Origin of the sequence: Megasphaera sp. SW808 (genome assembly GCF_012027795.1) — a bacterium.
In the GTDB taxonomy this organism is placed as follows: domain Bacteria; phylum Bacillota; class Negativicutes; order Veillonellales; family Megasphaeraceae; genus Megasphaera; species Megasphaera stantonii.
The window spans coordinates 66,276-92,530 of the sequence record NZ_SJOT01000008.1; the positions used below are offsets into that span (position 1 = coordinate 66,276).

Annotated in this window: 27 protein-coding genes; 9 read left to right on the top strand and 18 right to left on the bottom strand. The window is 53.6% G+C overall.

Going from position 1 to position 26,255, the window contains the following annotated elements; all coding sequences use genetic code 11:
* Positions 1 to 126: 126 nt before the first annotated feature.
* From E0L13_RS04815 to sfsA, 3 genes are all read right to left on the bottom strand, one after another.
* Positions 127 to 543, bottom strand: coding sequence for an OmpH family outer membrane protein (locus E0L13_RS04815; RefSeq protein WP_168060714.1), 417 nt, complete (start codon positions 541 to 543; stop codon positions 127 to 129).
* Between the two features lie 42 nt (positions 544 to 585).
* The gene (locus tag E0L13_RS04820) at positions 586 to 1,176 is read right to left on the bottom strand and encodes a hydrolase (RefSeq protein ID WP_168060716.1); all 591 of its coding nucleotides are present in this window, start codon (positions 1,174 to 1,176) and stop codon (positions 586 to 588) included.
* A 108-nt stretch (positions 1,177 to 1,284) separates the two neighbouring features.
* Entirely contained in the window at positions 1,285 to 2,427 is a 1,143-nt protein-coding gene (sfsA, locus tag E0L13_RS04825) for a DNA/RNA nuclease SfsA (RefSeq protein ID WP_168060718.1), read from the bottom strand.
* Positions 2,428 to 2,624: 197 nt separating this feature from the next.
* Here sfsA and E0L13_RS04830 point away from each other — a divergent pair, with 197 nt between their 5' ends.
* The gene (locus E0L13_RS04830) at positions 2,625 to 3,050 is read left to right on the top strand and encodes a DUF805 domain-containing protein (protein WP_157949723.1); all 426 of its coding nucleotides are present in this window, start codon (positions 2,625 to 2,627) and stop codon (positions 3,048 to 3,050) included.
* Between the two features lie 177 nt (positions 3,051 to 3,227).
* Here E0L13_RS04830 and E0L13_RS04835 read toward each other — a convergent pair whose 3' ends face one another.
* Both E0L13_RS04835 and E0L13_RS04840 read right to left on the bottom strand, forming a co-directional pair.
* Positions 3,228 to 3,665 carry an Hsp20 family protein gene (locus tag E0L13_RS04835; RefSeq protein ID WP_107196265.1) on the bottom strand — a complete coding sequence of 146 codons (438 nt, stop codon included), beginning with the start codon at positions 3,663 to 3,665 and terminating at the stop codon, positions 3,228 to 3,230.
* A gap of 75 nt (positions 3,666 to 3,740) precedes the next feature.
* On the bottom strand, positions 3,741 to 4,181 hold the full coding sequence (locus E0L13_RS04840; RefSeq protein WP_107196266.1) for an Hsp20/alpha crystallin family protein: 441 nt from the start codon (positions 4,179 to 4,181) through the stop codon (positions 3,741 to 3,743).
* 536 nt (positions 4,182 to 4,717) lie between these two features.
* Here E0L13_RS04840 and E0L13_RS04845 point away from each other — a divergent pair.
* Positions 4,718 to 5,161, top strand: coding sequence for a DUF805 domain-containing protein (locus E0L13_RS04845; protein WP_115759889.1), 444 nt, complete (start codon positions 4,718 to 4,720; stop codon positions 5,159 to 5,161).
* A 58-nt stretch (positions 5,162 to 5,219) separates the two neighbouring features.
* Here the strand turns inward: E0L13_RS04845 and E0L13_RS04850 are convergent, their stop codons facing one another.
* On the bottom strand, positions 5,220 to 6,014 hold the full coding sequence (locus E0L13_RS04850; protein ID WP_087477796.1) for a sugar phosphate isomerase/epimerase: 795 nt from the start codon (positions 6,012 to 6,014) through the stop codon (positions 5,220 to 5,222).
* Between the two features lie 153 nt (positions 6,015 to 6,167).
* Complete coding sequence (gene dapF / locus E0L13_RS04855; RefSeq protein WP_095628963.1) at positions 6,168 to 7,004, bottom strand: diaminopimelate epimerase; 837 nt, start codon at positions 7,002 to 7,004, stop codon at positions 6,168 to 6,170.
* 133 nt (positions 7,005 to 7,137) lie between these two features.
* On the opposite strand from dapF, the gene E0L13_RS04860 reads away from it, so the two are divergent.
* The 4 genes from E0L13_RS04860 (at position 7,138) to E0L13_RS04875 (ending at position 9,745) form a co-directional block, all read left to right on the top strand.
* Positions 7,138 to 7,980 (top strand): AraC family transcriptional regulator, encoded by an 843-nt coding sequence (locus E0L13_RS04860; RefSeq protein ID WP_168060720.1) that lies wholly within the window; start codon positions 7,138 to 7,140, stop codon positions 7,978 to 7,980.
* A gap of 94 nt (positions 7,981 to 8,074) precedes the next feature.
* A complete protein-coding gene (locus E0L13_RS04865; RefSeq protein WP_168060722.1) occupies positions 8,075 to 8,494 on the top strand; it encodes a MarR family winged helix-turn-helix transcriptional regulator in 420 nt (139 codons plus the stop codon).
* 60 nt (positions 8,495 to 8,554) lie between these two features.
* Complete coding sequence (locus E0L13_RS04870) at positions 8,555 to 9,250, top strand: MFS transporter (protein ID WP_168060724.1); 696 nt, start codon at positions 8,555 to 8,557, stop codon at positions 9,248 to 9,250.
* 3 nt (positions 9,251 to 9,253) lie between these two features.
* On the top strand, positions 9,254 to 9,745 hold the full coding sequence (locus E0L13_RS04875; RefSeq protein WP_168060726.1) for an MFS transporter: 492 nt from the start codon (positions 9,254 to 9,256) through the stop codon (positions 9,743 to 9,745).
* A gap of 72 nt (positions 9,746 to 9,817) precedes the next feature.
* Here E0L13_RS04875 and E0L13_RS04880 read toward each other — a convergent pair whose 3' ends face one another.
* Positions 9,818 to 10,018 carry a twin-arginine translocase TatA/TatE family subunit gene (locus tag E0L13_RS04880; protein ID WP_107196271.1) on the bottom strand — a complete coding sequence of 67 codons (201 nt, stop codon included), beginning with the start codon at positions 10,016 to 10,018 and terminating at the stop codon, positions 9,818 to 9,820.
* 189 nt (positions 10,019 to 10,207) lie between these two features.
* Between E0L13_RS04880 and E0L13_RS04885 the strand changes: the two genes are divergently transcribed.
* Positions 10,208 to 11,371, top strand: a complete 1,164-nt coding sequence (locus tag E0L13_RS04885; protein ID WP_168060728.1) for a twin-arginine translocation signal domain-containing protein — start codon at positions 10,208 to 10,210, stop codon at positions 11,369 to 11,371.
* A 571-nt stretch (positions 11,372 to 11,942) separates the two neighbouring features.
* Here E0L13_RS04885 and E0L13_RS04890 read toward each other — a convergent pair.
* Together E0L13_RS04890 and E0L13_RS04895 are read right to left on the bottom strand one after the other, a co-directional pair.
* Positions 11,943 to 13,322, bottom strand: a complete 1,380-nt coding sequence (locus tag E0L13_RS04890) for an ISLre2 family transposase (protein WP_168060731.1) — start codon at positions 13,320 to 13,322, stop codon at positions 11,943 to 11,945.
* 126 nt (positions 13,323 to 13,448) lie between these two features.
* Entirely contained in the window at positions 13,449 to 15,740 is a 2,292-nt protein-coding gene (locus E0L13_RS04895) for a hydratase (protein WP_168060733.1), read from the bottom strand.
* Positions 15,741 to 16,051: 311 nt separating this feature from the next.
* On the opposite strand from E0L13_RS04895, the gene E0L13_RS04900 reads away from it, so the two are divergent.
* Both E0L13_RS04900 and E0L13_RS04905 read left to right on the top strand, forming a co-directional pair.
* Entirely contained in the window at positions 16,052 to 17,392 is a 1,341-nt protein-coding gene (locus tag E0L13_RS04900; RefSeq protein ID WP_087477788.1) for a citrate synthase, read from the top strand.
* A gap of 1 nt (position 17,393) precedes the next feature.
* On the top strand, positions 17,394 to 18,392 hold the full coding sequence (locus E0L13_RS04905) for an isocitrate/isopropylmalate family dehydrogenase (RefSeq protein ID WP_168060735.1): 999 nt from the start codon (positions 17,394 to 17,396) through the stop codon (positions 18,390 to 18,392).
* 55 nt (positions 18,393 to 18,447) lie between these two features.
* Here E0L13_RS04905 and E0L13_RS04910 read toward each other — a convergent pair whose 3' ends face one another.
* The 8 genes from E0L13_RS04910 to E0L13_RS04945 form a co-directional block, all read right to left on the bottom strand.
* Positions 18,448 to 19,554 carry an acyltransferase family protein gene (locus E0L13_RS04910; RefSeq protein ID WP_168060737.1) on the bottom strand — a complete coding sequence of 369 codons (1,107 nt, stop codon included), beginning with the start codon at positions 19,552 to 19,554 and terminating at the stop codon, positions 18,448 to 18,450.
* A 145-nt stretch (positions 19,555 to 19,699) separates the two neighbouring features.
* On the bottom strand, positions 19,700 to 20,875 hold the full coding sequence (locus tag E0L13_RS04915) for an ABC transporter substrate-binding protein (RefSeq protein ID WP_168060738.1): 1,176 nt from the start codon (positions 20,873 to 20,875) through the stop codon (positions 19,700 to 19,702).
* 63 nt (positions 20,876 to 20,938) lie between these two features.
* Positions 20,939 to 21,649, bottom strand: a complete 711-nt coding sequence (locus E0L13_RS04920; RefSeq protein WP_168060740.1) for an ABC transporter ATP-binding protein — start codon at positions 21,647 to 21,649, stop codon at positions 20,939 to 20,941.
* A 2-nt stretch (positions 21,650 to 21,651) separates the two neighbouring features.
* A complete protein-coding gene (locus E0L13_RS04925; protein ID WP_107196277.1) occupies positions 21,652 to 22,419 on the bottom strand; it encodes an ABC transporter ATP-binding protein in 768 nt (255 codons plus the stop codon).
* Positions 22,394 to 23,365, bottom strand: coding sequence for a branched-chain amino acid ABC transporter permease (locus E0L13_RS04930; RefSeq protein WP_233127860.1), 972 nt, complete (start codon positions 23,363 to 23,365; stop codon positions 22,394 to 22,396). Before E0L13_RS04930 ends, E0L13_RS04925 begins: the two co-directional genes overlap by 26 nt.
* Positions 23,366 to 23,374: 9 nt before the next feature.
* Positions 23,375 to 24,271 (bottom strand): branched-chain amino acid ABC transporter permease, encoded by an 897-nt coding sequence (locus tag E0L13_RS04935; RefSeq protein WP_239477909.1) that lies wholly within the window; start codon positions 24,269 to 24,271, stop codon positions 23,375 to 23,377.
* Positions 24,272 to 24,308: 37 nt separating this feature from the next.
* The gene (locus tag E0L13_RS04940; RefSeq protein ID WP_168060742.1) at positions 24,309 to 24,629 is read right to left on the bottom strand and encodes a P-II family nitrogen regulator; all 321 of its coding nucleotides are present in this window, start codon (positions 24,627 to 24,629) and stop codon (positions 24,309 to 24,311) included.
* Between the two features lie 246 nt (positions 24,630 to 24,875).
* A complete protein-coding gene (locus E0L13_RS04945) occupies positions 24,876 to 26,198 on the bottom strand; it encodes an aminotransferase class III-fold pyridoxal phosphate-dependent enzyme (protein WP_168060744.1) in 1,323 nt (440 codons plus the stop codon).
* Between the last annotated feature and the right edge of the window lie 57 nt (positions 26,199 to 26,255).

A 26,255-nucleotide genomic window follows, 5' to 3' on the forward strand; every position in this document is an offset into this window, starting at 1 on the left:
TTATGACACGCGGCAATCCGGCAGATTCTTCCCTCTGCCGGATTGCCGCGTTTTGCCTGCCTTTACGAAACACAGGACTAAAAAAATCGGCTGAAGCGCTTTCAGCCGATTTTCCTGCTCGTATTCTTATTTCAATTTGGCGGCGACGTCGTTCGTAATATCCTGCGCCTGCCCGTCTACGACGGAGCCGTTCAATACGACGTAATCCAAGCCTTTTTCCTGCTTAACAGCCTTCGTTTTTTCCAGAATATCCTTTTCCAGCGGCGTGAACAGCTCGATACGCTGCTTGTTCAGCTGGACGTTGAACTTCTGCGCCAATTCCTGCTGGGCCTTCGGGTCTTTTTCCTTCTTTACCTGATCCTGGAAATCCTTCTGGGCCTTTTCTACGTCGCTGCGCCACTGAGCCATAGCCTTCGGATAGTTCGGATGCTTCTGCAGCAAGGCGGCCATGTCGATGGTGCCCAGGCCGGCGGCGAAGGACGCGCCTACTGTGCCTACGGTCATCATAGCGGCCATGAGGGCCGTCGCGATTGCTTTTTTCATGATTCATTCCTCCTCATAATTCATTATATAATGATTGGTTTATTATTCTCTTACGCCGGTCAGCGCGAAGCATTCGCTACGCACTGATTCTTCGCAGGAGCGCATAGCTAAAATCGTCTTTTCAAACAAGTCGGGAAGCTCCCATCCCAACAGTTCCGCGCCCATCTTGATGACGTCGCGGGAACAGCCGGCGGCAAAGCTCTTGTCCTTGAATTTTTTCTTCAGGCTCTTGACTTCCATGTCCTGGGTACTCTTAGACGGCCGCATCTTGGCGGCGGCCCAAATGAGGCCGGTCAATTCGTCGGACGCGAACAATACCTTTTCCATTTCATGCTCCGGCACGTCGTCTACGCACAGGCCGCATCCGCCGTGACATACGACGGCGTGGATGAATCTGTCGTCGGCGTCGATTTCCTTCAAGAGCTCCGGCGCTTTTTTGCAGTGCTGCTCGGGATATTTTTCAAAATCAATATCGTGCAGCAAGCCGACTAAGCCCCAAAAATCTTCTTCGTCGCCGTAGCCGAGTTCCCTGGCATACCAGCGCATGACGCCTTCCACCGTCAGGGCATGCATAATATGAAACGGCTCGCCGTTATATTTGCGCAGCAGCTGCAGCGCTTCTTGTCTGTCCATGAACGAATACCCTCCTTCGTTTTTAAATAACATCCTTATTATACCATAAATATATTTTGAGGGGATATATTCGCAACAGAATTGTCACAAAGAATTTAAAAACGGCCTTTACCGCCCTATTAGGGACTCCAGGCGGTTCATGCGGAAGTCCTCGACGAGCTGCATGAAATCGCGGCGGTGGATGGGATTGTCGTGAAAGCCGAACAAATGAGACGGACAACTGCAGTCGGTGCAGCCGAAGTCCTGTATCTGCCAATGGGAAATCGCCCCGACGGCCGCGGCCAGCTTGTGCTCCAGGTCGTCGGCTGTTCGGACGGGCAGGACGGCCGTCACGCCGGCGTATCGGCGCAGGTAGTCGATATGCCAATGCATTTTCTTGCGCTTTCTCGTATGGCGGGCCAGACGGGACGCCAGATTCTTTTTGGCCGAGCCGACGTACACGTAATACCCCTGAAGAAAGGAAATGGATCCCTTTGCGCCGACCTCGATGTCCCGGCCCTCAGGCAAGTACATGACGATCATGTAATCGCCGCAGTCGTGATTTTCCCGCCGCAGCACCTCTTCGGGATACGACAAGAGCCGGACCGGCTCCGGATGGGAAAAGTCCGCCGTCCACCGCAGGGAAAAGGCCTTCCAGTCCAGCTTCGGAGCGCATTCCATAAACGTGGCGGCAAAGTCCGTATCCGTATGGTAATCGGGCAGGAACCAGCGGGCCCGGTCCCAATGGACGAGGAACAGCACGCCCGTATGATAGCCGTCGTCGTGCATGGCCGCCAATTCTGCAATATGCTTCCGGCCCCGTTCCGTCACGGCATCGGGAAACATAGCTCCCGATTTTCCAAACAAGGTGCACGACTTGACCTCTAAATAAAACAGCTCCTTCCCCTTGTGAAGGAGCAGATCGAAACGGCTGTCGCCTACGGTCACTTCCCGCCGCAGCAGGCTCCACTCTTCCCAGCCGGGAATGCGATGCTCCTGGATGAGTTTTGCCGCGATGTCGTTGTTGTACTGCGTATCCAGCAAGATGGGCACGCCGTCCCGTTCGATTCCGACGACGTCGTACGCCGTCTTGCGCTCCGTCTTGCCGACATGGCGCACGTATACGGCGGCGCCGGGAAACAGCAGCTCCCACATGCGTCCGGGATTGGGCATATGGCAGACCTCTACGGTTCCGTTGATTTCTACATAGGCGATAAAGCGGTTCGGCCGCTTCACGAAATACCCGATTTGAATGTCCTGCGTAAATTTCATGTGATTCCATACCTTTGCTATAAAAATAACGTTTGTATTTTTATATTATACCACACGATTGCGCGCGTTTCGTCCGAATTTCAAAATGCTTCGCTTCGCGGCCGGATAAAACGCCGGCACGCTCTTGTCTTTTTCTATCATCCTCTTGTATACTGTATATAAATACTCTATATCGTTTTGAAAAGGAGGCAATGCCTATGAACACATCGGATATGACGCTGCGGGACGCGGCGAAACGTCTATGGGAACAAAAATTTTCTTTTGCCGGCCGCTCGTCGCGTAGCGAATACTGGCTGTCTATCGCCGTCTTATATATCGTCGCATACGCTGCATTCTTTCTGCTGGCAGCCGTTTCAGCGGTTGCGGCCGCTCTATCTTCTACGGCGACAGCCGAAACGATATCCGCCGCCATGTCCGGTACGTTCGTCATCGTCGCGTGCTTCTTGAGCATCGCTTTTTTCGTAGCCGCGCTTACGCTCAATGCCCGCCGGCTTCACGACATCGGAAAATCCGGCTGGTGGCAGCTGCTGTCCCTCATCCCCGTCATCGGCGGATTCATTCTCTTCTTCTGGTTCGTCCGCCCATCAGACCAAGACAATCAATATGGCCCAAAAGAAATATAAATAGGCCGACAAACGCCCCGCTGCTCTCCACTGTCGAGACCAGCGGGGCTTCTCGTTATGTTAGAAAAAAACTGCCGAATTTCATGCACAAAAAATCCGCCAGACTTTCAGCGGAGAAAATCTGACGGATGTCAAAAGGGGGATATGAGTTATGCTTCTATAGGAATGGGAAATGGATTACTGAATGTCGATCGTACGAACCGATTCGGCCGGCTGCGGCGTTTCCTTCGGCAAGGTGACGGTCAATACGCCGTCAGCAAAGGAAGCCTGGATGCCGTCCTTCCGAATGCCGCTGACAGGGAAGCTGCGGCAGAAGGAGCTGCTCGACCGTTCTTTATAGATATAGTTCTTCTGGTCGTCTTGTTCGTCCTTTGTTTCTTCATGACGGGCCGACAAGGTGAGCACGTCGTCGTCATAGGTCAGGGAAATATCTTCTTTGGCGACGCCGGGCAGATCCGTCGTCAATACGTATTCGTTGCCCTTGTCTTCAATATCGACTCTCGGAATATTGTACGAGCCTTCAAACGGTTTCATGAAATCGCTGAAGAAGCGGTCGGCAAAATTCATCGGAAATAATGCGTCGTTGTTCGTTACAATCGGAAATAAACTTTTCATCGTAAAACCCTTCTTTCATACGCCTCGTTGGATCTCGTTTGACTTACAAGCGCATCACGGGGTTAAACCATCGTATTACTGAATTTCAATCGTCTTGGCGGCTTCGATCTGCTTAGCCGTTTCCTTCGGCAAGGTGACGGTCAGCACGCCGTTGGCAAAGGATGCCTGAATATGGTCTTTCTGAACGCCGCTGACCTGGAACTGGCGGCAGAAGGACTGACTCGTCCGTTCTTTGCGGATATAGTTTTTCTTTTCGTCTTTTTCATCTTTCTTTTCTTCATGACGGGCCGAAATGGTCAGGATATCCTTATCGTAGGTCAGTTTGATATCTTCCTTGGCCATGCCCGGCAAGTCCGTCGTCAAGACGTATTCGTTTTCTTTGTCTTCTACGTCGACTTTCGGAACGCTGTAGGAACTGTCGAACGGCTTCATAAAATCGCCGAAGAAATGATTGACAAAATTATCAGGAAATACTAAATCGTTATTTGTTACAATCGGGAATAAGCTTCTCATCATAAAACCCTTCTTTCTAAAATACCTAATGAGATGCAATTACTTGATTGCTCTTTTGACTTTTATATGTCTGTCTGTAACCTCTTTCCGATTACAGCTATACTATATACCTGTTTTTCCCCCTTGTCAACACTTCATTTTGACTTTTTGACTTTTTTTTATAAAACACATCACGTCACGTCTATATAAACTAAGAACTAGATAGATAATATAAGACGTTACGCGTAACGCGACGGACCTGACTCGCCCGTAAAGGGCGTTCCTAAGCCGTTCTTTGTATGGTCACAGCGTGTTATCAGGCCGTAATAGCTCTGCATTACGGTGAAAACACAGCAATACAATGACGCCGATAAAAGGAAATTGACGCCGTCTGCCTTCTGCAATCCTAAGATATAGTCTTTTTAAATAAAATAAATTTATGCATTAATTATATTATTTTATCATATCTATAGTATTATTCTCTCTTATCCAGTATAATAAGCGATATAAATAATCCAGTATTATGCCCGCCGTTCTGGCATACCAAGGGAGGCCTATTCATGACCATATACAAGATGACTTTAAAAGACGCCGCTGTAATTCTCTGGAAACGGAAGTTTTCCTTTTCCGGCCGCTCGTCCCGCAAGGAGTTCTGGCTTGGCGTCGCTGCACTGTGGCTGAGTTACTACGCCGTCTTCAGCATACTCTACGCGATCTTTCTGTTCTTCATCGCCGGCGTTTCCCGCACGGCTCTGAACGGGGCCGTCCTGGCCGACGCCTTTCTCGTCCTGTACCTCGTCACCGGCCTGACCGTATTTTTTGTATCGGCCGCCTTAAACGCCCGCCGCCTCCACGACATCGGCAAATCGGGCTGGTGGCAGCTCATCAGCCTGATTCCCCTCCTCGGCGGCCTCGTCTTGTTTATCTGGCTCCTCCACCCTTCCGACGGCGACAACAAATATGGCCCTGAGGACTATTATTCTTCTTCTATCCTGAACGAGTAGACGAAAAACATAAAAAGACCTTGCCGGGGCAAGGCCTGAACAAAGGGAAGAAGATATATTAAGAAATGCGGCATTGAAGCTGCATGAGATGTTCTTGCAAAAATTCGACGTTGCGGTAAAATACGTCCAAACCGCCCTGCGGGTCATAGCCTTCCAAAACCATGGGAAGATGGTAAGAACGCAGCGCAGGAAGTAGTTCTGTGAAATCAAAATCCCCGTCGTACAGGGGCGTATGGTATAAGCCGCCGATACGGTTGCTGATGTGAAGCTTGGACACGGTGTCGACGCGCCGCAGGATATCCAGCCCTTCGTCAGGGCTTTCGCAGTGAGCGATGTCCAGGGTATAGGTGAAGAAAGAAAAGAGGTCGCCTGTAACTTCCTTCATGGATTCTATATCAGTTACAAATTCCTTCTTCGTCTTTTCCATGATTTCCAGCGAGACGGGCATGTTCAGCCGGTACGACGCGTCGGCGATTTTCTGCAGGGACTCGTGCATGAGCAGGGCGCTTTCCCGACGCCAGCAGGGCATCGTCATATGGCCGGGGTGAACCGTCACTTCCCTGGCTCCGACGCGCTTGGCAAATTCCATCGACGCGATGACTTCCTCTACAGACGCCTGCCGTACGGCCTGGTTCATGGACGACAGGTTCAAATCCCAGCTGCAGCTGTGAACGACGGTATGCAGGGGATATTTCTGCGACAGCCGCCGGTATTCGCCTTCGTCATACTGCTGGCAGTAAAAGTGCTGGGCCCACATTTCCAAGCCGCCCAAGCCGAGTTCATAGACCTGGCGGAACATGTCGCGCAGCGAAAGATTCCATAACAAGGTAGACGAAATTAAAATCTGTTTCATCAGGTCTCCTCCTCACTAGTACGGTATTATTATACCCACGTCATTGTAAAGCTTCGGCCTGTATTATGTAAAAAAGATGTGCAATATCAGGAATATCCTTCCTGTACTGCACATCTTTCTGCGTTTTTCCCTGTATTTCGTTCAGCGAGGCCTTTATCCCAGCCATTCACCCGTAAAGGTCACGGCAGCCGGGCCGGTCATGTATACGTTGCCGTCTTCTTCGCTGTATTCGATGTGAAGCGTGCCGAGGTACAGCTGCACGTCGACGCTCCGTCCCGTAAAGCCGTTGAGGTACGAGCCGACGGCGCAGGCGCAGGAGCCGGTGCCGCAGGCCAGGGTCGCGCCGGCGCCCCGTTCCCACGTATGGACTTTGATCGTATGGTTGTCGATGACCTGGACGAAGTTCATGTTGGTCTTCCGCGGGAAGGCCTTGTACGTTTCAAACTTCGGCCCCAGTTCATGAAGGGGAACGGCGTCTACGTCGCGGACGTAGGTCATCGTGTGGGGCACGCCCATGAGCAGGCTGGTGATCTTATAGGTCTTGCCGTCGATTTCAATCGGTTCGTCGACGACGGGGCCGGCCGGCCCTTCCATGGGGATCTGGGCCCGGTCCGTAAAGGGCTTGCCCATATTGATGGTAACCAGGCTGACCTTGCCGTCTTCGCCGACAGTGACCTTCGGCTTCATGATGCCGGCCAGGGTTTCGACGGAAAATTCGTCCTTCGTAATGATGCCGTTGTCGTAGACGTATTTTGCGAAGCAGCGGATGCCGTTGCCGCACATTTCTGCTTCGCTGCCGTCGGCATTGATAATGCGCATCCGCACGTCGGCCTTATCGCTGGGCACGATGACGATGATGCCGTCGGCTCCGACGCCCGTATGGCGGTCGCACAGTTTCACGGCCAATTCGGAAAAATCCTTGTTCGCGCCATCTTTATCTTCAAAAAATACGAAATCGTTTCCCAATCCATGCATTTTAACGAATTTCATCTGTATATCCTCCTTATAGGAAATCTATCATGCGTCTTACCATAGCTATTATACAATAACTGAAAATAGCAAGTATAGTAAAATCATGCTATACTTATTGCAAATCCTGCTGTAACGATCGGAGGCAACGCGTGTGTATGAAAAAACGGGCTACCTGACGGAGCCCCTGAAGCTGTTTTACGTATCGGACAAAAGAGACTGGGCCTGTCCCGTCCATTATCACGAATTCGACAAGGTCATGCTGTTCTTTCAAGGCGACGTGACCTATGAAATCGAAGGAAAATCGTACCGGCTCCAGCCCTACGACATCGTCGTCGTGCCGGCCGGGCAAATGCACCGCCCCGTCGTCGGCGGAGCTTATACGTACGAACGCATTATCGCCTACATTTCACCGGCCTATATCGAGTCCTACAGGCAGCGCGGCTGCGACCTGTCGGCCCTGTTCCAGACGGCGTCGCCTATTCTGCGCCAGCCTCAGGAAGCGGGCAGCCTCTACGGCGCGTCGTGCCGTCTCCGCCAGGCCTATTGCACCGAAGCCGGCGCCCAGCACGCCGTGTTGACGGAGGCCCTGTTTCTGGAGTTTCTCATCTATTTGGCCCAATCCATTCAGGAGCGGCACATCGGCTACGTCAAGACGGGACAGCAAAACGAAAAGATACAGCGCCTCCTGACCTACATCAACGAGCACCTGCGGGGCGAGCTGTCCGTACCGGTTTTGGCCGAACAGCTCTGCATCAGCCCGGACTACCTCATGCACCTCTTCAAGGAAGAGACGGGCTATTCCCTGGGCCAATACATTACCATCAAACGCCTCCTCCTGGCCCGCTCCCTCATGCAGCAGGAGCGCCCCCTGACGGAGGTATGCTACGACAGCGGCTTTAAGCAGTATTCCACCTTTTACCGGGCCTGGAAAAAATATTACGGCGCGTCGCCGGCCAAGGGCATACCGCCTCAGACGCGGCTCTTCCTCGAATAACGCCGCCTATCCCTGCCGCCGGTATTTGACAAACTAAAAAAAGTATATAAAATAAAACTATACAACTCATTGTATAATTGGGAAAGGATACCTCATGAAAGACAAAAACTTCATCATCGAACGCCAAATCCTGCGCATCGGCAATAAAATCAGCAACGGCCGCGACAAGGATTTGATCCCCTTCGATCTGACGGCCAATCAATCAGAAGCGCTGTTTTATTTTGACAACTGCCCGGGCCGTTCCATCATCGATTTAAAAGAGCACCTGCGCATTACCCATCAGGCGGCGCGGAATCTCGTCGAACGGATGAAGCGGAAAGAATTGCTCTACGTCGTCGTCTCGGAAGAAGACGGCCGCTTCAAGCAAGTGTATCTCACGGAAAAAGGCCGGACGACGTGCCATGACCTCAAGCATCTCGGTACAAACGTAGGATGCCAGCTTTTAAAGGGATTGTCGGAAGAGGAAAAAGACCAGCTCCTTTCCTTACTCCTGAAAATAAACGACAACGTATGATGTCGTTTTTTTGCTCTTATATACAACTAGTTGTACAATAACAGAAAAGGAGAACACGTCATGAATACTTCGGCCATCTGGACCAAAGATTTTATCCTGAACTGCATCGTCTGCTTCGTCGTAAACCAATCGTATTATATGACGATGGTCGTTATAGCCGACTACGCGGCGACGGTGCTTCACGCCTCGCTGGCAGAAGCGGGATTGGCCTGCGGCATCTTTATCTTAGGAACCTTATTTGCCCGCCTGTTTCTGGGCGGATGTATCGAACGAATCGGCCTGAAACGCTCCTTATATATCGGCCTGTTCCTCTTTTTAGCAGCCTCTCTCCTGAACATAGGAATCCACAGCCTGTATCTCCTCTACGCAGCCCGTTTCGTCCAGGGCGTCGGATTCGGCCTGTCGTCATCTACGACGGGGACGATCATGGCTCACCTCGTCCCGGCAGCCCGCCGCGGTGAAGGAACAAGCTACTACGCCATGTTTGTTACGCTGGGAACGGCTATCGGACCCTTTGCCGGCTTGTATTTCTACAGCAGCGGCATGATTCTGCACAACCTCGTCGCCGGCAGCGCTCTGCTGATACTGGCCTTCGCGGCGACGGCTCTGCTCCATGTGCCGGCATCGGACCATGATCCGTCTGCCTCCGCAAGGCCTCGCTCCTATCTTTCCCTGCAAAACTTCATAGAGCCGACAGCTCTTCCCGTCGCGTTTCTCACCCTCCTCGTCAACTTGGGGTTCGCCGCTATCCTGTGATTTATGGCTTCCTTTGCCAAAGAAGCGGATCTCCTCGCCAGCAGCAAATATTTTTTCCTCATATACGCCCTGGTTACCGTATGCTCCCGGCCTTTTACAGGACGATGGTTCGACAGCCGAGGCGCGAATTTCGTCATGTACCCGGCATTTTTATTCTTTGCCCTGAGCCTGTGCTTCATCAGCCTGTCGACGTCCGGCTGGATGCTGCTGGGCGCCGCCGCGCTGATGGGGCTGGGATATGGGACGTATATGTCCTGTTCTCAAGCCATCATTATCGGCTTAGCTCCTCGCGGCCGCATGGGCCTGGCGACGTCGACGTTTTTCGTCTTCATGGATCTCAGCGTCGGCGCAGGCCCTCTGGTTTTAGGCGCACTGCTCCCCTATGCCGGTTTTCGCGTCATGTATGCGGCGCTGGCCGTGCTGCTGGCGTGCTGCGCCGTACTGTATTATGTCCTCCAGAATCAGAACGCTGAAAAAAAAGAAACTTGCAAGTAAGTAAATGACAAACATTCCCTGCCAGCCGACAGGGAATGTTGTTATAAAGAATTTGCGCTCATACGGCCGATATTATGCATCGCCCGCTTTTGTCTCATGAAAAGCGTCGGCAGATGCCGGCTTCTTAGTTTCTTCTCCATCGCGAACGGCCGTTTTAAACTCCCGCAGGCTCTTGCCCAATGCGCCGCCGACAGACGGCAGCTTTCCCGGCCCGAATACGACCAGTCCGATCACTAAAATCAACGCCAATTCCGGAAAACCTAATCCTAACATAGACTGCGCCTCCTTTGGCCTTACTGTAGCAAAGTTTCATAGCCCTTTCGTAAAATCGGCCTGTTCTTTTTGTAAAATTTCACCGGGCCTTCATTCCATACAATACCTTTACGGTATGTTCACAAAGTATATACAAAAGGGAACTATACTAACGGTAAATTGAAAAGGCCTTTAAGGAGGAATCACACTATGTCAACGCCGTCATCTGAACATACCGTATCGCGCCGCAGCTTTTTAAAGCTCGCCGGCGGAGCCGCATTGGGAGCGGCCATGTTTTCCATGCCGTCCTTTTCCTTCGCCCGGGAACTCGACAATCCGAAGCGGACGCTGAAGCCCGTCGCATTTAAAGACATTCCCAAAAACGCCGTCGCAGCCGCCAACGCTTCGCCGCTGGTACAAAAATCCTTCGACGACATCCTGAGATTATCCAATACGATTGAAAACGGAAGCCTCCGCCAGGCCGTCGTCCGTCTTCTCAACGACCCGACGCCGACCTTTATGCAGGAATATTCGTCCGCCGCATCCCGCAGCCGCCTCTATTCCGCATTGGCCGCCCAGAACTTAATCGACACGTCGAAAATCGACGAAAAGCACATACTGCCGCCCTTTAACGGCGCCGTGCAGAAATTTAAAACGGCTCCCGGCAGCGGCTACGGCAGCCACCATCCCTATCCGGGCGGGCTGGCTACCCATACGAGCTGCAACATGCACATTACGGATTACATCTGCCGGACCTATGAGGAAGTCTTTTACTACTCCGTCAACAAGGATATCGCCATCGCCGCTCAGGCCCTGCACGATATTTCCAAGCCCTTCGTCTTCCAGTGGAACGCCGACGGCTCGTCTCTGACGGAATATACCATTGCCGGTCAAGGAGCGCACCACGCCCTGGCGCTGGCAGAAGTCATCTACCGCGGTTTTCCGGCAGAAGAAGTCGTCGCCCAGGCCTGCGCCCACGGCGCGCCGACATCTAAGAAAGAAGAAGCCGACGTCGCCGGCTGGCTGAAAGCCGCCGCCATCATCGCCGGCAAGGATCCCGTCGCCTACGGCCTCGTCGGCAAAGACGGCCAGACGATTCCCAATCCCCATCATCAGGAAGGCTACATCGTCCACCTCGGCGACCACGACTGGGTACTGTCGTCGCCGGCAGCTCAGAAGACGGTCCTGCTCCTAAAAAAAATCGCCTATCAGGAATACGGCATGAGCCAGGCCGACCTGGAAGGAGCAGCCTTCAACCATTTCCGCAACTACGTCGGCGCGCAGTTGTCCTATATGTACCTCAACATGCTCGAAGCCGAACCGAATGGCTACAAGCTGGCAGCAGAACAAGTCGCCAAGGTCATCCTAAAATAATACGTACACCATGGTAAAATGTAAAGACAGCAGGCAGAGAATCCCGTTCCCTGCCTGCTGTCTTTGTGTTCTTATCCTGCCGTATCCCTTTCAGAAACCGCAAAGAATGTATGCCGTATAAACTCTTCTTCATGATGCTCATACAGCATAACCTATCTAAATATACGCTTTTCAATCTCATAACGGCATGATATAATACATGCGCTACCGCCTCCATACTGGTAGAAGGAAGGAGGTGCGCTGATATGGAATTGGTAATACCATTTATGATCTCCCTCGCGGCAGGCATAGTATGTCACTATGTTTGTAGATGGCTGGATGGAGAGTAACCGGTAGTCAGCCTGAGGTCTAAGCCGCCTCTGAAATGGAATAGAAAATCCCCTAGCGGCAACTAGGGGATTTTCGTTTTTACTGCGCTGATGGAAATTTTTTAGTAATACCATTTTCCACATTCAGTATATCAATATCTGGCGCATCCGTCAATGAATATTTCGCCAATTGACAGTGTCAAGTTGTTGTGGGTATATATTTGACAGAAACATCTTGGCATGTAAATCCGGCCTTTTAGTATCTAATGTATATGGTGATATCCACTGTTTTGGATATCTTTCATCCATCTTCCGTGTAATGCGTCTTCGCTCCCTGGCATATGGAAGCTGTGCTCTGCATTATACACGCAGTACGGCAGCCGCCGGCGTCGGCATTGCCGCGTCAGTTCCTGTGGATTCAGGTCTGGTACTGTATTGATGGCTTTCTTCGTCAGGCTATCCAAGGCATAGCGCCACACGTCGCCGCCGTTTTCTGCCAACGTCCGCAAGCGGGCAATCCGTTCCGCCCCATCCTTACTCCAGCCCATTCCACGTGAGCTCAGCCGGGCCGACAGGATATGACTAACATGCCCTTCCGTACTGCTGGCGAATGTCTCCCGGTGCTGCAGCCAGTCCCGAATCCCTTCCCAATGGTTTAGGATATATTGTTGACCTTTGCGAATCGCCTTTCTCCGATACGGACGGTGCCGTATCTTCTGTTCAGCTTCCCGGCAGAATTGTTCCCGGTCATTGGCCAGCAAGGCGTCATACAGAGGTTGGAGCGTTTTCGTCCCCGCTATCTGCCGCAAGTATTTGACAACATGAAATCCGTCCATGACGCATCGGCTTTTTTCCAGGTACGCCGTCGCGCTCTGTATCCACGCCGCCCCGTCTCCCAGAATCGTAATCTCCGGGCTGCCGTATACGGTTTGGATATACTCTTTGATTTCGTCCCAAGGCATCCCATATCCCGTGAATACTCGCTTTGCGGTCAGTGTTCTCCGGGTTCTCCCCTCCGATACTTTCCCTTCATATACATAGGCCAGCCGCAGCTGCCGGCTGTTTCCCTGCTGCATCGCCACATGGTCTTCGTCGGCTTCGATGAACAGTTCGGATACCTTCGGCCTCCGTTCCGGCAGGGGCGCCGCTGTATTCGGGATCGTCCCCAACCGGCATAAGACGTTCCGCACGCTCTGTTTGCTTACCGGGACCGGAGTGGATACTTGGGCTGCTTTCGCATAACTCATATCCTTGGCATGTTCTGCCATCCGGGCCTGACAGGAAGCCTCGATCCGGCTGTACGCCGGCAGCTGGCACCATTCGTCCAGCAGATAGGTGTAGCGGCCCGTGTCTTTCTGTCGGTAATACCGGCGGTGAAAGGTGATTTCTCCAAACGTGGTTACCAAGGTACGCGGACGGGCTGTTTCTTTGATCTGATAGGTACGCTGCGGCTTCACCGTTTCATAGATGGCTTCATCGGCCTGTTCTAACATTGCCGACAACACCTCCCGCCCCAGGTTCTGCACAAACTCTTGTACAGCCAGCGTCACGTCGGTCAGGGACGCCTGGCCCGTTACCATCGCTTCAAGGTTTGTATTAAAAAAGTCTGTACTGAGAGAAAGAATCTGTTGTATAATGTTCATGAGAAGGACTCCTTTGCGTGAGATTGTGGTGATTTCATTATACCAAAGAAGTTCCTTCTCTTTTTATATGTTCTTCACTTTTGTGCAGTAAAGTTTTCCCACAATTATTTTACACTAACTCGCCAATTACGCCTTTTGTCTATTGCAGTTGAAATTGATGAGGCTGCCGGCTTTGACGATTTCTTTTTCCGCGTCGGTCATGGCTGCGATGTACAGGGAAATTTCCTGAAGTTCTTTGCCGACGACGTAGGCCTTGATGTCCTTCATGTCGCCGTCGAGGGCTGCCTTGACGTTGGGGATATAGATGTAATCGCCGACTTCAAAGAACGGGTCGTCCTTCATCTGGAAGGGCAGCATGCCCCAGTTGATGACGTTGGAGCGGTAGCGCTTCGTCGCGTATTCCCGGCAGATATTGGCCAGGCCGCCGAGGACGCGCTGGCAGCTGGCCGCCTGTTCGCGGGCCGAGCCGTCGCCGGGCTTGACGCAGTAAATCATGCTGCCGATTTCCGTCGCCGCCATATCGGCGTCGGCAAATGTCTCTTTCAGCTTGGCAAAGACGTCTTTCAGCTCCTTGTCGACAGAGGCCGGGCATTGTCCGGCTATGCGGGCCCGTTCTGCCGCGTCGACTGCCTTGGCCCGGCCGACGTATTCCGGGTCGCGGCGGGACAAGGTGAATTCAGCCAGTCCCAGCGGATTGGAGCGGTACGACGACGTTTCGCCCGACGGAATCAGTTCGTCTGTCGTCGTCACGGGATCCATGATCTTCGAGCAGACCTTGACCAGGATATTGTCGGCCAGGGCTTCCATGTCCGGCCAGTCTTTGATGTTCGGCCCGTATACGAGAGCCGCTTCGCCGTCGGCCTGGCCGAAGCCCTGGTATACGCGCGACGCATAGGACGAGTTGTCATAGTCGTAAGGCGGTTCTGTATAATCGTCCATGTAGCCTTCGGCCGACGTGAGGACGCCGCCGTTGGCCGCCGTCGCCGCGATGGAACGGGCATCCATGAGGGCTACGGCGGAGAACTGGCCGCTGCCCGGCTTCGAGCCTTCGCGGTTCGGGAAGTTGCGCGTCGTATGGCGGATGCTGAAGGCGTTGTTCGCCGGCGTATCGCCTGCGCCGAAGCAGGGGCCGCAGAAGGCCGTCTTGAATATCGCCCCGGCGGCCAGAAGACCGGCCACGGCGCCCTTGCGGACTAAGTCCATGTACACGGGCTGGGACGACGGGTAGACATCAAGGGTAAAGACGCCGTCGCCGCAGGAAGCGTTCTTCAAAATATGAGCGGCGGCCATGACGTTGCCGTAGTTGCCGCCGGCGCATCCGGCAATGACGCCCTGCTGGACGTGGAATTTGCCGTCAGCAATCTTATCCATCAGGCTGTAATGGAGGTCGGGATTGCTCATGCGGCCGTTGATGCTTTCTTCCGTTTCATGAAGGATATCAGCCAGATTGGCGTTGAGCTCGTCGATGGTAAAGGCGTTGCTCGGATGCATGGGCATGGCGATCATCGGCTTGATTTTGCTCAAATCGACGTAAATGACGCCGTCATAGTAGGCGACGTCGGCCGGATTGAGTTCCTTGTAATCCTGAGGCCGGCCGTGCTGGGTCAGGTAAGCCTTCGTATCGTCGTCGGTGCGCCATACTGACGACAGGCACGTCGTTTCCGTCGTCATGACGTCGACGCTGTTGCGATAATCCGTATTCATCGACGCCACGCCGGGGCCGACGAATTCCATGACTTTGTTCTTTACATATCCATTCTTAAAGACGGCGCCGACGATGGCGATAGCGATGTCGTGGGGGCCGACGGCCGGGCTGGGCTTGCCCGTCAGGTATACGGCTACGACGCCCGGATAGGCGACGTCGTACGTATCGCGCAGGAGCTGCTTGACCAGCTCGCCGCCGCCTTCGCCGACGGCCATCGTACCCAGGGCGCCGTACCGCGTGTGGCTGTCCGAGCCGATGATCATCTTGCCGCAGCCGGCCATCTTTTCCCGCATGTACTGGTGGATGACGGCGATGTGAGGCGGTACAAAGATGCCGCCGTATTTCTTAGCTGCCGACAATCCGAATACGTGGTCGTCTTCGTTGATCGTGCCGCCGACGGCGCACAGCGAATTGTGGCAGTTCGTCAGCACGTAGGGCAGCGGAAACGTTTCCATGCCCGAAGCCTTCGCCGTCTGGATGATGCCGACAAAGGTAATATCGTGGGACGCCATGGCGTCGAATTTTATCTTTAAATGGTCCATCGATCCGGACGTATTATGAGCCTGCAAAATCGAGTAGGCAATCGTCCCCTTGCGGGCTTCGTCCTTATCGGGAGCCTTGCCCGTAAGCTGTTCTACCCGCGCCGCTTCCCGTTCCGGCACGAGCTCCGAACCGTGCACTAAGTACGCGCCGCCTTCATATAATTGAATCATGTCCAATCCCCCTCTTCATCTGTGCGATGCTGCATTACATTTCTCATGTCGAAATTTATGTAAATAAATTTCATAATATAAAATTTTATCTTCACATACACCATATTATATCATAATTATTCTGGCCCTGACTACCCTTACCCACTGGGTATCCGCGATTATTCGTATTTATTTTTTTCTGTAATCATGCTATAATAACTTATACTTTGCAAAAATGGCTGCGTCTATTTCTACAAAGCATTTTTATAAATATTCTGGAATAATTAGTAACGAAGCTATGCACAGTTCGTTTCCGGAAAGAGAGGAATCACATGGACAATAACATCTTTTTGGCCCAATTCTATGGAAAATCACAAAATTATACACAGATTCCCCGCGAATGGTTTTCCAAGTACGGCGTAAAGCGCGGCCTGCGCAACGAAGACCATACCGGCGTCCTCGTCGGCCTGACCCGCATTGCCGACGTCGTAGGCTATAAGCGCGACGCCGAAGGAAATAAGGTAGACTGCGACGGCATCCTCTATTACCGCGGCTTAGATATCCGCGATTTGGCGAAAAAGGAACGCTACAACGGCTACTTGTACGAAGAAGCCTGCTTCCTCCTCCTGTTCGGCTACTTGCCGACGCGGGAAGAGCTGGACGCCTTCTGCAACGTCCTCCAGGAAAATTACGACCTGCCCGACGACTTTTTGGAAATGAACCTCCTGCGGCTGCCGGGAAAAAACCTGATGAACAAGCTGCAGCACTCCCTCATCACCTTGTACAACTACGACGAAGACCCGGACAACACCGACGTATACCAGACCCTGCGCAAGGGCCTCAACATCATGAGCAAGCTGCCGTCCATCGCCGTCTACGCCTACATGTCCAAGGTGCACTATTACAACCGCCAGAGCCTGGTCATCCACTATCCGCGCAAGGATTACTCGACGGCGGAAAACATCTTGTCCATGCTCCGCCTCGACAGCGCCTTCACGCCGAAGGAAGCCCAGCTCCTCGACCTCCTGCTGTTCCTCCATGCCGACCACGGCGGCGGTACGAACTCGACCTTTACGAACGTCGTCGTCTCGTCGACGAATACGGACATCTATTCCAGCATGGCCAGCTCCATCGGCGCCCTGAAGGGCCCGCGCCACGGCGGGGCCAACGTCCGCGTGTCCCTCATGATGGAAAACATCATGGACGCCGTCGGCATCAAGGCCACGGACGCCCAGATCAAGGACGTCATCGAACGCATCCTCCGCGGCCAGTTCCGCCATCAGGATAAGCTGATATACGGCTTCGGCCACGCCGTATACACCCTGTCGGACCCCCGCGCCGAAATCATGCGCCACTACTGCGGCCAGTTAGCCAAAGAAAAGGGCATGGAAGATATCTTTAATTTCTACACGCGCTTCGAACGCATCGCCAAGAAGACCTTGAGCGAAGAAAAAGGCGCGAATATGTGCAGCAACGTCGACTACTACAGCGGCTTCGCCTATCACATGCTGGGCATTCCCCGCGATTTGTACACGCCCCTGTTCGTCATCAGCCGTATGGTCGGCTGGCTGGCCCACAACATCGAGCACAAGCTGTACGACAACCGCATCGTCCGTCCGGCAGCGAAGTATGTCGGCGACTTAATGGATTATATACCTATGGAGGACAGATAACATGAAAACCATCACCGTATTTAAAGGCGACGGCATCGGCCCGGAAATCACCGACGCCGTCCTGGACATCTTAAAAGCCGCCAAGGCTCCCCTGGAATACGAAATCTTCAACGTCGGCGCCGCCGAATACGAAAAGAACGGCGCTCTCATTCCCGACGCCGCCTTTTCTTCCTTTGAAAAGACGCGGGTCCTGCTGAAATCGCCTATTACGACGCCTGTCGGCAAGGGCTTCCGCTCCCTCAACGTCACGCTGCGCAACAAATACGATTTGTACGCCAACATCCGTCCGGCCAAATCGAACGCTGCCGTGCCGACGCCCTTCCCTAACGTCGACATTGTCACCTTCCGCGAAAACACGGAAGACCTGTACATCGGCGTCGAATACAAGATGAACGACGACACGGTCCAGGCCATCAAGCTCATTACGCGCAAGGCCAGCGAACGCATCATCCGCGCCGCCTTCGACTACGCCGTCGCCAACGGCCGCAAAAAAGTCACCTGCGTCCATAAGGCCAATATCCTCAAGATGAGCGACGGCATGTTCCTCGATATTTTCAGGGAAATCGCCAAGGAATACCCGCAGATTGAAAGCGACGACAAAATCGTCGACAACACGTGCATGCAGCTCGTCATGTACCCGGAAAACTTCGACGTCATGGTCATGCCCAACCTGTACGGCGACATCGTATCGGACCTGACCAGCGGCCTCATCGGCGGCCTCGGCCTCCTGCCGTCCATGAACGTCGGCGACGACTTCGCCATGTTCGAAGCCGTCCACGGCAGCGCCCCCGACATTGCCGGCAAGCATATCGCCAACCCGACGGCCTTCCTCTGGTCGGCCTGCATGATGCTGGAATACATCGGCGAAACGGACGTCGCCGCCAATATCCGCAGCGCCGTCGACGCCGTGCTGGCGGAAAACCAATGCCTCACGCCGGACCTCGGCGGCAAGGCCACGACGGAAGCATACCGCGACGCCGTCATCGCCCACTTAAAATAAACAACACGCACGCTAAAAAACAGCCCCTTGGAAATCTCTCCGAGGGGCTGTTCTGTTATCTCGATTTCGACGAGGAAAAGGACGGTATGCGGCTGAGGACGTACCGGCTCAGAAGCGTGCAGATGCAAAGGGACAAGACGCACATGACGGCGTACTTGGCATAGACGCCTCCGTCCCAGGGCCGCAGCAGCCAGACGACGTGCATGACGACGACCTGATGAATGTAATACACGCCATACGACAGGGACGACAACTGCCGTCCCCACGGCCCGTACGAATCGGCAAAGCGCTGGAACGAGGCCGTCAACGCTGTGACGGCCGTCAGGCAGAACAGGCTGTGCAGGACGGCAAAGGCAACGGAATAGCAGCCTAGTTCATGCCAGCTATATCCATAGTCAAAGCGAAAGGCCGTATACGCGACGGACAGGACGGCAAAAGCAGCGCCCCAGACTGCCGGAGAGGCGAACTGGCCCTGGGAAAACCAGCGGCTGCGCCAGGCATAGGCTCCCAGCCCGAATACGACGAGGTACAAGGGAGCCCGCGTCGGCTGAAAACACAGCACGTATAGTGGATGAATCCACACGGCGTCGTCGTAACACTGCAGCATCGCCCCCATGCCGAGAGCGCACAGGACGGCGCAGCCGAAAAAGACTGTCAGGGAAAACCGGCTCTGCGACGGCTGCAGCCACGCCGGACACAAACGCCGGCTCAGGTACAGCAGGCCGTACAAGGCCATCAAAAATCCCAGGTACCAATACTGGGCCTGCTGATAAAAAACGCCCCAAAACCATTCCATATAAAACTGGTAAAATGTCATGGGCACAGACCGGCTGAGCATATACAGATAGGCAATGTACGGAGCGATACAAACCGAGCCGAACAGCCACGGCAGGCCGACGCGCTTCCATTTCGATTTCCAAAAGCTCCCCGTTCCTGCCAGGGACGCCGCACCGAAATAGCCGGAAATAAAAAACATGACCGGCATGATGAACACGTCGGCCCAGACGACGAATACCGTCGCCGCCAGGGACCGCTCATCGTCCAGCACGTACCACCACTCCGGCGCGTAAGCCATATAGGACATGGCGCCGTGAAACACGACGACCAGGGCGATGACCAGGGTTTTCAAGTTGTCCAAGAATATGATGCGACGTCCGCTCATACGATGCACCTCACAGTAACGTTACCCAAAGTATAGCACATACCCCGGAAAAGGGGATAGGGAGAAGAAAAAGCTTCCGCTTCGTCTTCTCCCTTTGATAGAGGAATCTATATGGGTTAGCTGAGGTATCGGTAACGAATCGCCCTTACGGTTCTACCTTGGTAACAAAGATCTGCTTTCCGTCCTTAAAGCTCAGGACAACTGCCGACTTGACGGGATCGTGGAACTCGTTAAAGCTGATCTTGCCGCTGACCGCGTTGAATCCGCTGATCTTTTCCAGCGCTGCCTTCACTGTATCTTTATCCGTGCTGTTGGCGTCCTTGATAGCCTGGGCCAAAATCATCATGCTGTCGTATGCCACAGCTGCCGGAGCATCCGGCTTCTGGCCATAGGCCTTCTGATAATTGGAAACGAAATTCTGAACGACTTCGGACGTATCGTCGGACGAATAGTGGTTGCTGAAGTAGCAGTCGACCAGGTTCGCCGCGCCGGCAATTTCCGCCAGCTTCGTGCTGTCCCAGCCGTCGCCGCCGACAATCGGCTGCGTCATGCCCATTTCGCGGGCCTGCTTGATAATCATGCCGACTTCCTGATAATATCCGGGAACGAAGATGACGTCAGGATTGGCCGCTTTGATCTTCGTCAGGGCCGCCTTAAAGTCCGTGTCCTTCTGCAGATACGCTTCCGTCGCTACGATAGAGCCGCCTTTTTTGCCGAATTCTTCTTCAAAGAATTTCTGCAGCCCCTTCGAATAATCGCTGGAGTTGTCTACGTATACGGCCGCTTTCTTCGCCTTCAGCGTATCGGCTACGAAATCGGCCATGGCCTTGCCCTGGAAGGTATCGATAAAGGCGGCGCGGAATACGTAAGGCCGTACGTTATGCGTCGCCGGATCGACCGTAATGTCCGGATTCGTGCCGAACGGCGAAATCATCGGTATTTTTTCCTGATCTGCCGTGGCGACGCAGGCCAGGGCGCCGCTCGACGTGTCCGGGCCGACGATGAAATCGACCTGGTCATCCAACAGCTTCTGCATGGCGTTGGCCGCTTCCGTCGCTTCGCTGCGGTTGTCGGCGTAGCTGACTTCAATTTTCTTTCCCAGCAGGCCGCCGGCGTCGTTGATTTCCTTGACGGCCATTTCGATGCCGTTCTTGGCCGACGTGCCGTACGACGCGCTGTTGCCCGTCAATTCCAGGTTTGCGCCGATTTTAATCGTATCACTTGATTCTCCCGAACTGCCGCTGCAGCCCGTCAGCATGACGGCCATCGACGCAACGGCCACGGCAGCCAACACGCATCTTTTCAATGTACTCATAGTCATAAGGTATCCCTCCTAAACTGTATATATAACATACCTGTAATGGTATATCCGCCGTAACGGGCCTCAGCCGCCCAAATACACCTTCCGCACTTCTTCGCTTTCGGCCAGCGACTGAGCCTCTCCTTCCAGCGATATGTGCCCTGTTTCCAGTACATAGGCGTAATCGGAAATGGCCAGGGCCATGCGGGCGTTCTGTTCGACTAACAGCACCGTCGTCCCCATGTTATGGATTTCCTGCACCATGTTGAATATTTCCTTGACCAGGATAGGCGCCAGCCCCATAGACGGTTCGTCCAGGAGGAGCAGCTTCGGCTTGCTCATCAGCGCCCGGCCCATGGCCAGCATCTGCTGCTCGCCGCCGGAAAGGGTGCCAGCCATCTGGTTCATCCGTTCCTTCAGGCGGGGAAAATGGTCGTAAATCATATCCATGGTCTGGGAAATTTCTTTCTTATCCTTACGGGTAAAGGCTCCCATTTCCAGGTTTTCCTTGACGGACATATCGGCGAAGACCCGCCGTCCTTCGGGACAATGGGAAATCCCCAGCCGCACGATGGATTCGGCGCTGCCATGCCGCAGCTCTTTTCCCATGAAAGAAATAGACCCGGTCTTGGAGTGCAGCAGCCCGGAAATCGTCCGCAGCGTCGTCGTCTTGCCGGCGCCGTTCGCACCGATGAGGCTGACGACCTGCCCTTCTTCGACGCTTAGGCTGATCCCCTTCAGGGCGTGGATCGCGCCGTAGTAGACGTTGATATCCTTTAATTCCAACAGGCTCATAATCACACCTCCTCGCCTAAATACGCCCGTATGACATCGGCGTTCGACTTGATTTCCTGCGGTATCCCTTGGGCCAATATCTTGCCGAATTCCAGGACGTATAATCGTTCGCAAATCCCCATGACCAGGGACATGTCGTGCTCGATCAGTAAAATCGTCAGCTCGAAGCGCTTCCGTATTTCTTCAATCAAATGCATGAGATCCAGCGTTTCCTGCGGATTCATGCCCGCCGCCGGTTCGTCCAGCAGGAGTAGCTTCGGCCGGGCCGCCAGGGCCCGGGCAATTTCCAGATGGCGCTGCAAGCCGTAAGGCAGATTGGACGCCAGCTCGTCCTTTTTATCGTCGAGCTTAAACAGCCGCAGCAGCTCGATCGCTTCGCGTTCAATCCGTTCTTCTTCCTTCCCGTACCGGCCGACGCGCAGGATCGCTTCGGCCAGGCTGTAGTTGACCAGGTAATTGCAGGCAATTTTGACATTATCCAATACGGTTAAGTTTCCAAACAGGCGGATGTTCTGAAACGTGCGGGCAATGCCGTGCTGCGTAATTTTATAGGGCTTCATCCCCGTGACGTCGACGCCGTCGAATTCAATGGTCCCCGTCGTCGGCTGATATACGCCGGTCAGCAAGTTGAAGGCCGTCGTCTTCCCTGCGCCGTTCGGCCCGATGAGGCCGACGAGCTCGCCCCGGTTCAATACGATGTTAAAATCCTGGACGGCCTTGATGCCGCCGAAGGATATGGATACATTATTTGTTTTCAGCAACGGGTCCATCGCCGCGTCCCCCCTTCTTCCATTTGGACAGCATCAGCTCAGCCAGCTCCTTATTGCCGAGAATCCCATTCGGACGGTACAGCATGAGTATGATGAGCAGCAAGGCGTATACGATCATGCGGTATTCGGGATAGCTCTGCATTACGGCGGCAATCAAGGTCAGGATAAAGGCGCCGATGACCGATCCGGACAAGCTGCCCAGGCCGCCTAATACGACCATCGTCATGATGTCGAAAGACCGCATAAAGGTAAAGCTCGACGGATGGGCGATGCCGAAGTAATGAGAGAACAGCGCGCCGGCCAAACCGGCGAACATCGACGCAATCGTAAAGGCAAATACCTTGAATTCCGTCGTGTTGATGCCCATGGCTTCGGCTGCAATGGCGTTTTCCCGTACGGCCAGGCAGGCTCTCCCCTGCTTAGAGTGGATGATATTCTTTAAGACGAACAAGGTGACGACCATGCAGATAAACAGCCAGGGAAAGGTCGTATCCCGCGGAATGCCCGACATCCCCGACGCGCCGCCTACTTGCTGTATATTCAAAATGCAGATGCGGATAATTTCCCCCATGCCCAGCGTGGCGATAGCTAAATAATCGCCCTGCAGCCGCAGCGTCGGCACGCCGACGAGAAAGCCCAGCAGGCCGGCAGCGGCCGCACCGCCTATGAGGCTGACGATGAAGGGTAGGTGCAGGAATACGGTGCATACGGCCGACACGTAAGCGCCGACGGCCATAAATCCGGCGTGCCCCAGGGAGAACTGTCCCGTAACGCCGTTAATCAGGTTCAAGCTGGACGCCAGCATGACGTTCAGGCAAATCAAAGAGATATTCAGACGCCAAAACGACGATACGATTCGTTCGGCCATCAAAAACTGCAGGACGGCAAAGACGACGACGGCGGCGAGTAAGAATACAGCGTCTTGTTTTCGCAATCGGTTTATCATATTCATCACCTACACTTTTTCTCGTTCATTCTTTCCGAACAGTCCCGTCGGCTTGATGAGCAAGATAATAATCAAAATGGCAAAGGCCGCGGCGTCGCGGAAGGTAGACGAAATAAATCCGCTGACCATGGCTTCGACGACGCCTAGGATAATGCCGCCGGTCATCGCGCCGGGAATGATGCCGATGCCGCCGAGGACGGCCGCTACGAAGGCCTTCATGCCCGGCATGATGCCCATGAGGGGCTCGATGGAATTATAGTAAATCCCGACGAGGACGCCTGCCGCGCCGGCTAAGCTCGACCCGATGCAGAAGGTAAAGGAAATCGTCTTGTCTACGTTGATTCCCATGAGCTGGGCCGCGTCGGGATCGTACGAAACGGCCCGCATCGCCTTGCCCATTTTCGTATAGTTCACGACGTACGTCAGAATCAGCATCAGCACGACCGAAATAAGGAAGATGACGATTTGCTGAAACGAAATGACCAAGCCGCCGATGTGGTACACGCTGTTGTCCAGTACGTGCGGAAAGGTCCGCGGCTGCGGCGACAAGACGAGCATCGTCGTGTATTCCAAAAACAAGCTGACGCCGATGGCCGTCGTCAATATGGCGATTTTCGGGCTATGGCGAAGGGGCTTATACGCCAGCCGTTCGACGACCATCCCCAAAATCCCCGTCATGACCATCGCCGCCAGAATCGCCGGTACAAAGGGCAGCCCCATGGCCGTAATCGCAAAAAATCCGACGTACGAGCCGATCATGTAGATATCGCCGTGAGCGAAGTTAATCAATTTCATAATGCCGTATACCATCGTATATCCCAAGGCGATAAGGGCGTAAATGCTGCCTAAGGATATGCCGTTAATGAGCTGCTGCACGAACTGCAGCCATAATGTGCCTTCCATCATGTATTTCCCTCCGTTCCTATGCCGTGTTTCTCTCCGTTCAGAGCAGCTGCTGGCTTATGGTATATCCTTCGTCCAGCCTGTTGATGAATATCCGCCCGTCTCCAGGAGTTCCCTTCGGCTTGGTCTGGCATGCGGAGATAATCGTTTGAATCACTTCCGTCTTATGGTCGTCGTGAACGACGATGTACACCATTTCCTTCGGCAGCTCGTCGTAGGATACGCCGTTTACGATGACGCCCCGCTGTTTCCCTCGTCCCACTACGGGCCAATGGGTCAGGCCGTACAGGCCCTTTTCAGCCAGCCCGTCTTTTAAGGCATTCAGACATTCCCGGCGAATGATCGCCTTGATTTCCATCATATCCATGTCCCCCTTTCCCAACGATATTTCCAAAAAAAGAAAGACGGCGCAATTATGTTTTAATAATAACGCCGTCGTCATTTGAAATATTTTATTTTTGGAATGAAATAAGTTTAACACTTAAAAATACAAAAAGCAATTAGACATCTGCACAAACATTTTTAGAAAATCTCTGCACCGCTTAAATATCTAACCCCGACAGGCCATCAAACGTGCGCTCTCCATGCACGCTGCGAGAAGCCCCCGCTATATCATGGCGTCTACCTCACCGAGTACGCCGTCCAGAATATCCATAGCTTCCAAAAGCTGTTCCTTCGTAATGATCAGGGGCGGCGCGACGATAATCATATTTTCGTGTGAATACGTGTAAAATCCCTTGCGGATCAACGACTGCACGATAGAAGCCATCACGCCTTGTTCGTCCTTCCCATACGGCACGAGGGGTTCCTTCGTATTCTTGTCCTTTACCAGCTCGATAGCCGACCATAGCCCGATATAGCGGACGTCTCCAACGCAGGCGTGCTTTTCTTTCAGCCCTTCTTCCAGCTCGCCCAGCACGGCGCCTACGGCGTTTACGTTCTCTAAGATATGGGCCGAATCGTAGTACTTCAAGCAGGCGATGCCGGCAGCACAGGCCAGCGGATGGCCGCTGTACGTCAGGCCGCAGGACAAGACATGGTCGTCGAAAAACGCGGCGATGTCCTTGGAAACGGCGACGCCGCCCAGCTGCACGTAGCCGCACGTAATGCCCTTGGCAAAGGACACGATATCAGGCTTGACGTTGAAATGTTCAAAGGCGAACATCTTGCCCGTCCGGCACCAGCCGGCCATGACTTCGTCGCAAATCATCATGATGCCGAATTCGTCGCAGATTCTGCGCACGCCTTCCAGATAGCCCTTCGGCGGAATGATGACGCCGTTGGAGCCCGTAATGGTTTCCATGACGATGGCCGCGATGGACGATGGATTTTCATATACGACCTGTTCCCGCAGCTTTGCGAGATAAAATTTCGTCGCCGCTTCTTCGCTGTCAAAGGAAATGGCTTCCCGGTATACGTAGGGGTCGAAAAACTTGATGAATCCCGGAATCCCCGGCTCTAAAGCGTAACGCCGCGGCTCGCCGCTGATATTGCCGGCGCCGAAGGACGAACCGTGATAGCTGCGGTACCGGCTCATGATTTTATAACGCCCCGTATACAAACGGGCCATCTTGATCGCGTTTTCATTGGCGTCGGCGCCGCCGTTGGTAAAAAATACCTTCCCCATGTTGTCGGGCATCCGTTCGATGACCATTTTTGCCAAAATAGCTCTCGGCTCTACGGCAAATCCCGGAGATAAGAAACAATACTTGTCGGCCTGCTCCTTGATGGCTTCGACGATTTCCTTATTGCCGTGGCCGACATTGGCATTGACCAGCTCCGATGACATATCCATATACCGCTTGCCGTCGCTGTCCCATAAATAGATGCCTTCCGCCTTCGTAATGACTAAGGGCTTCAGCCCCTTCTGCTTCGACCACGAATGCAGATTATATTTTAAATCCATATCGCGTATTTCTTGTCCTGTCATGAAATCATCCCCCTGGCGTTATAATACTAAAAAAGCAGCGGCGTTCTTATGGAAAAG

Bases quoted from the DNA above. Each gene is read 5' to 3' on its own strand.
- E0L13_RS04815 (WP_168060714.1), bottom strand. From the start codon at position 543: ATGAAAAAAGCAATCGCGACGGCCCTCATGGCCGCTATGATGACCGTA.
- E0L13_RS04820 (WP_168060716.1), bottom strand. From the start codon at position 1,176: ATGGACAGACAAGAAGCGCTGCAGCTGCTGCGCAAATATAACGGCGAG.
- sfsA (WP_168060718.1), bottom strand. From the start codon at position 2,427: ATGAAATTTACGCAGGACATTCAAATCGGGTATTTCGTGAAGCGGCCG.
- E0L13_RS04830 (WP_157949723.1), top strand. From the start codon at position 2,625: ATGAACACATCGGATATGACGCTGCGGGACGCGGCGAAACGTCTATGG.
- E0L13_RS04835 (WP_107196265.1), bottom strand. From the start codon at position 3,665: ATGAAAAGTTTATTTCCGATTGTAACGAACAACGACGCATTATTTCCG.
- E0L13_RS04840 (WP_107196266.1), bottom strand. From the start codon at position 4,181: ATGATGAGAAGCTTATTCCCGATTGTAACAAATAACGATTTAGTATTT.
- E0L13_RS04845 (WP_115759889.1), top strand. From the start codon at position 4,718: ATGACCATATACAAGATGACTTTAAAAGACGCCGCTGTAATTCTCTGG.
- E0L13_RS04850 (WP_087477796.1), bottom strand. From the start codon at position 6,014: ATGAAACAGATTTTAATTTCGTCTACCTTGTTATGGAATCTTTCGCTG.
- dapF (WP_095628963.1), bottom strand. From the start codon at position 7,004: ATGAAATTCGTTAAAATGCATGGATTGGGAAACGATTTCGTATTTTTT.
- E0L13_RS04865 (WP_168060722.1), top strand. From the start codon at position 8,075: ATGAAAGACAAAAACTTCATCATCGAACGCCAAATCCTGCGCATCGGC.
- E0L13_RS04870 (WP_168060724.1), top strand. From the start codon at position 8,555: ATGAATACTTCGGCCATCTGGACCAAAGATTTTATCCTGAACTGCATC.
- E0L13_RS04875 (WP_168060726.1), top strand. From the start codon at position 9,254: ATGGCTTCCTTTGCCAAAGAAGCGGATCTCCTCGCCAGCAGCAAATAT.
- E0L13_RS04880 (WP_107196271.1), bottom strand. From the start codon at position 10,018: ATGTTAGGATTAGGTTTTCCGGAATTGGCGTTGATTTTAGTGATCGGA.
- E0L13_RS04885 (WP_168060728.1), top strand. From the start codon at position 10,208: ATGTCAACGCCGTCATCTGAACATACCGTATCGCGCCGCAGCTTTTTA.
- E0L13_RS04890 (WP_168060731.1), bottom strand. From the start codon at position 13,322: ATGAACATTATACAACAGATTCTTTCTCTCAGTACAGACTTTTTTAAT.
- E0L13_RS04895 (WP_168060733.1), bottom strand. From the start codon at position 15,740: ATGATTCAATTATATGAAGGCGGCGCGTACTTAGTGCACGGTTCGGAG.
- E0L13_RS04900 (WP_087477788.1), top strand. From the start codon at position 16,052: ATGGACAATAACATCTTTTTGGCCCAATTCTATGGAAAATCACAAAAT.
- E0L13_RS04905 (WP_168060735.1), top strand. From the start codon at position 17,394: ATGAAAACCATCACCGTATTTAAAGGCGACGGCATCGGCCCGGAAATC.
- E0L13_RS04910 (WP_168060737.1), bottom strand. From the start codon at position 19,554: ATGAGCGGACGTCGCATCATATTCTTGGACAACTTGAAAACCCTGGTC.
- E0L13_RS04915 (WP_168060738.1), bottom strand. From the start codon at position 20,875: ATGACTATGAGTACATTGAAAAGATGCGTGTTGGCTGCCGTGGCCGTT.
- E0L13_RS04920 (WP_168060740.1), bottom strand. From the start codon at position 21,649: ATGAGCCTGTTGGAATTAAAGGATATCAACGTCTACTACGGCGCGATC.
- E0L13_RS04925 (WP_107196277.1), bottom strand. From the start codon at position 22,419: ATGGACCCGTTGCTGAAAACAAATAATGTATCCATATCCTTCGGCGGC.
- E0L13_RS04930 (WP_233127860.1), bottom strand. From the start codon at position 23,365: ATGATAAACCGATTGCGAAAACAAGACGCTGTATTCTTACTCGCCGCC.
- E0L13_RS04935 (WP_239477909.1), bottom strand. From the start codon at position 24,271: ATGATGGAAGGCACATTATGGCTGCAGTTCGTGCAGCAGCTCATTAAC.
- E0L13_RS04940 (WP_168060742.1), bottom strand. From the start codon at position 24,629: ATGATGGAAATCAAGGCGATCATTCGCCGGGAATGTCTGAATGCCTTA.
- E0L13_RS04945 (WP_168060744.1), bottom strand. From the start codon at position 26,198: ATGACAGGACAAGAAATACGCGATATGGATTTAAAATATAATCTGCAT.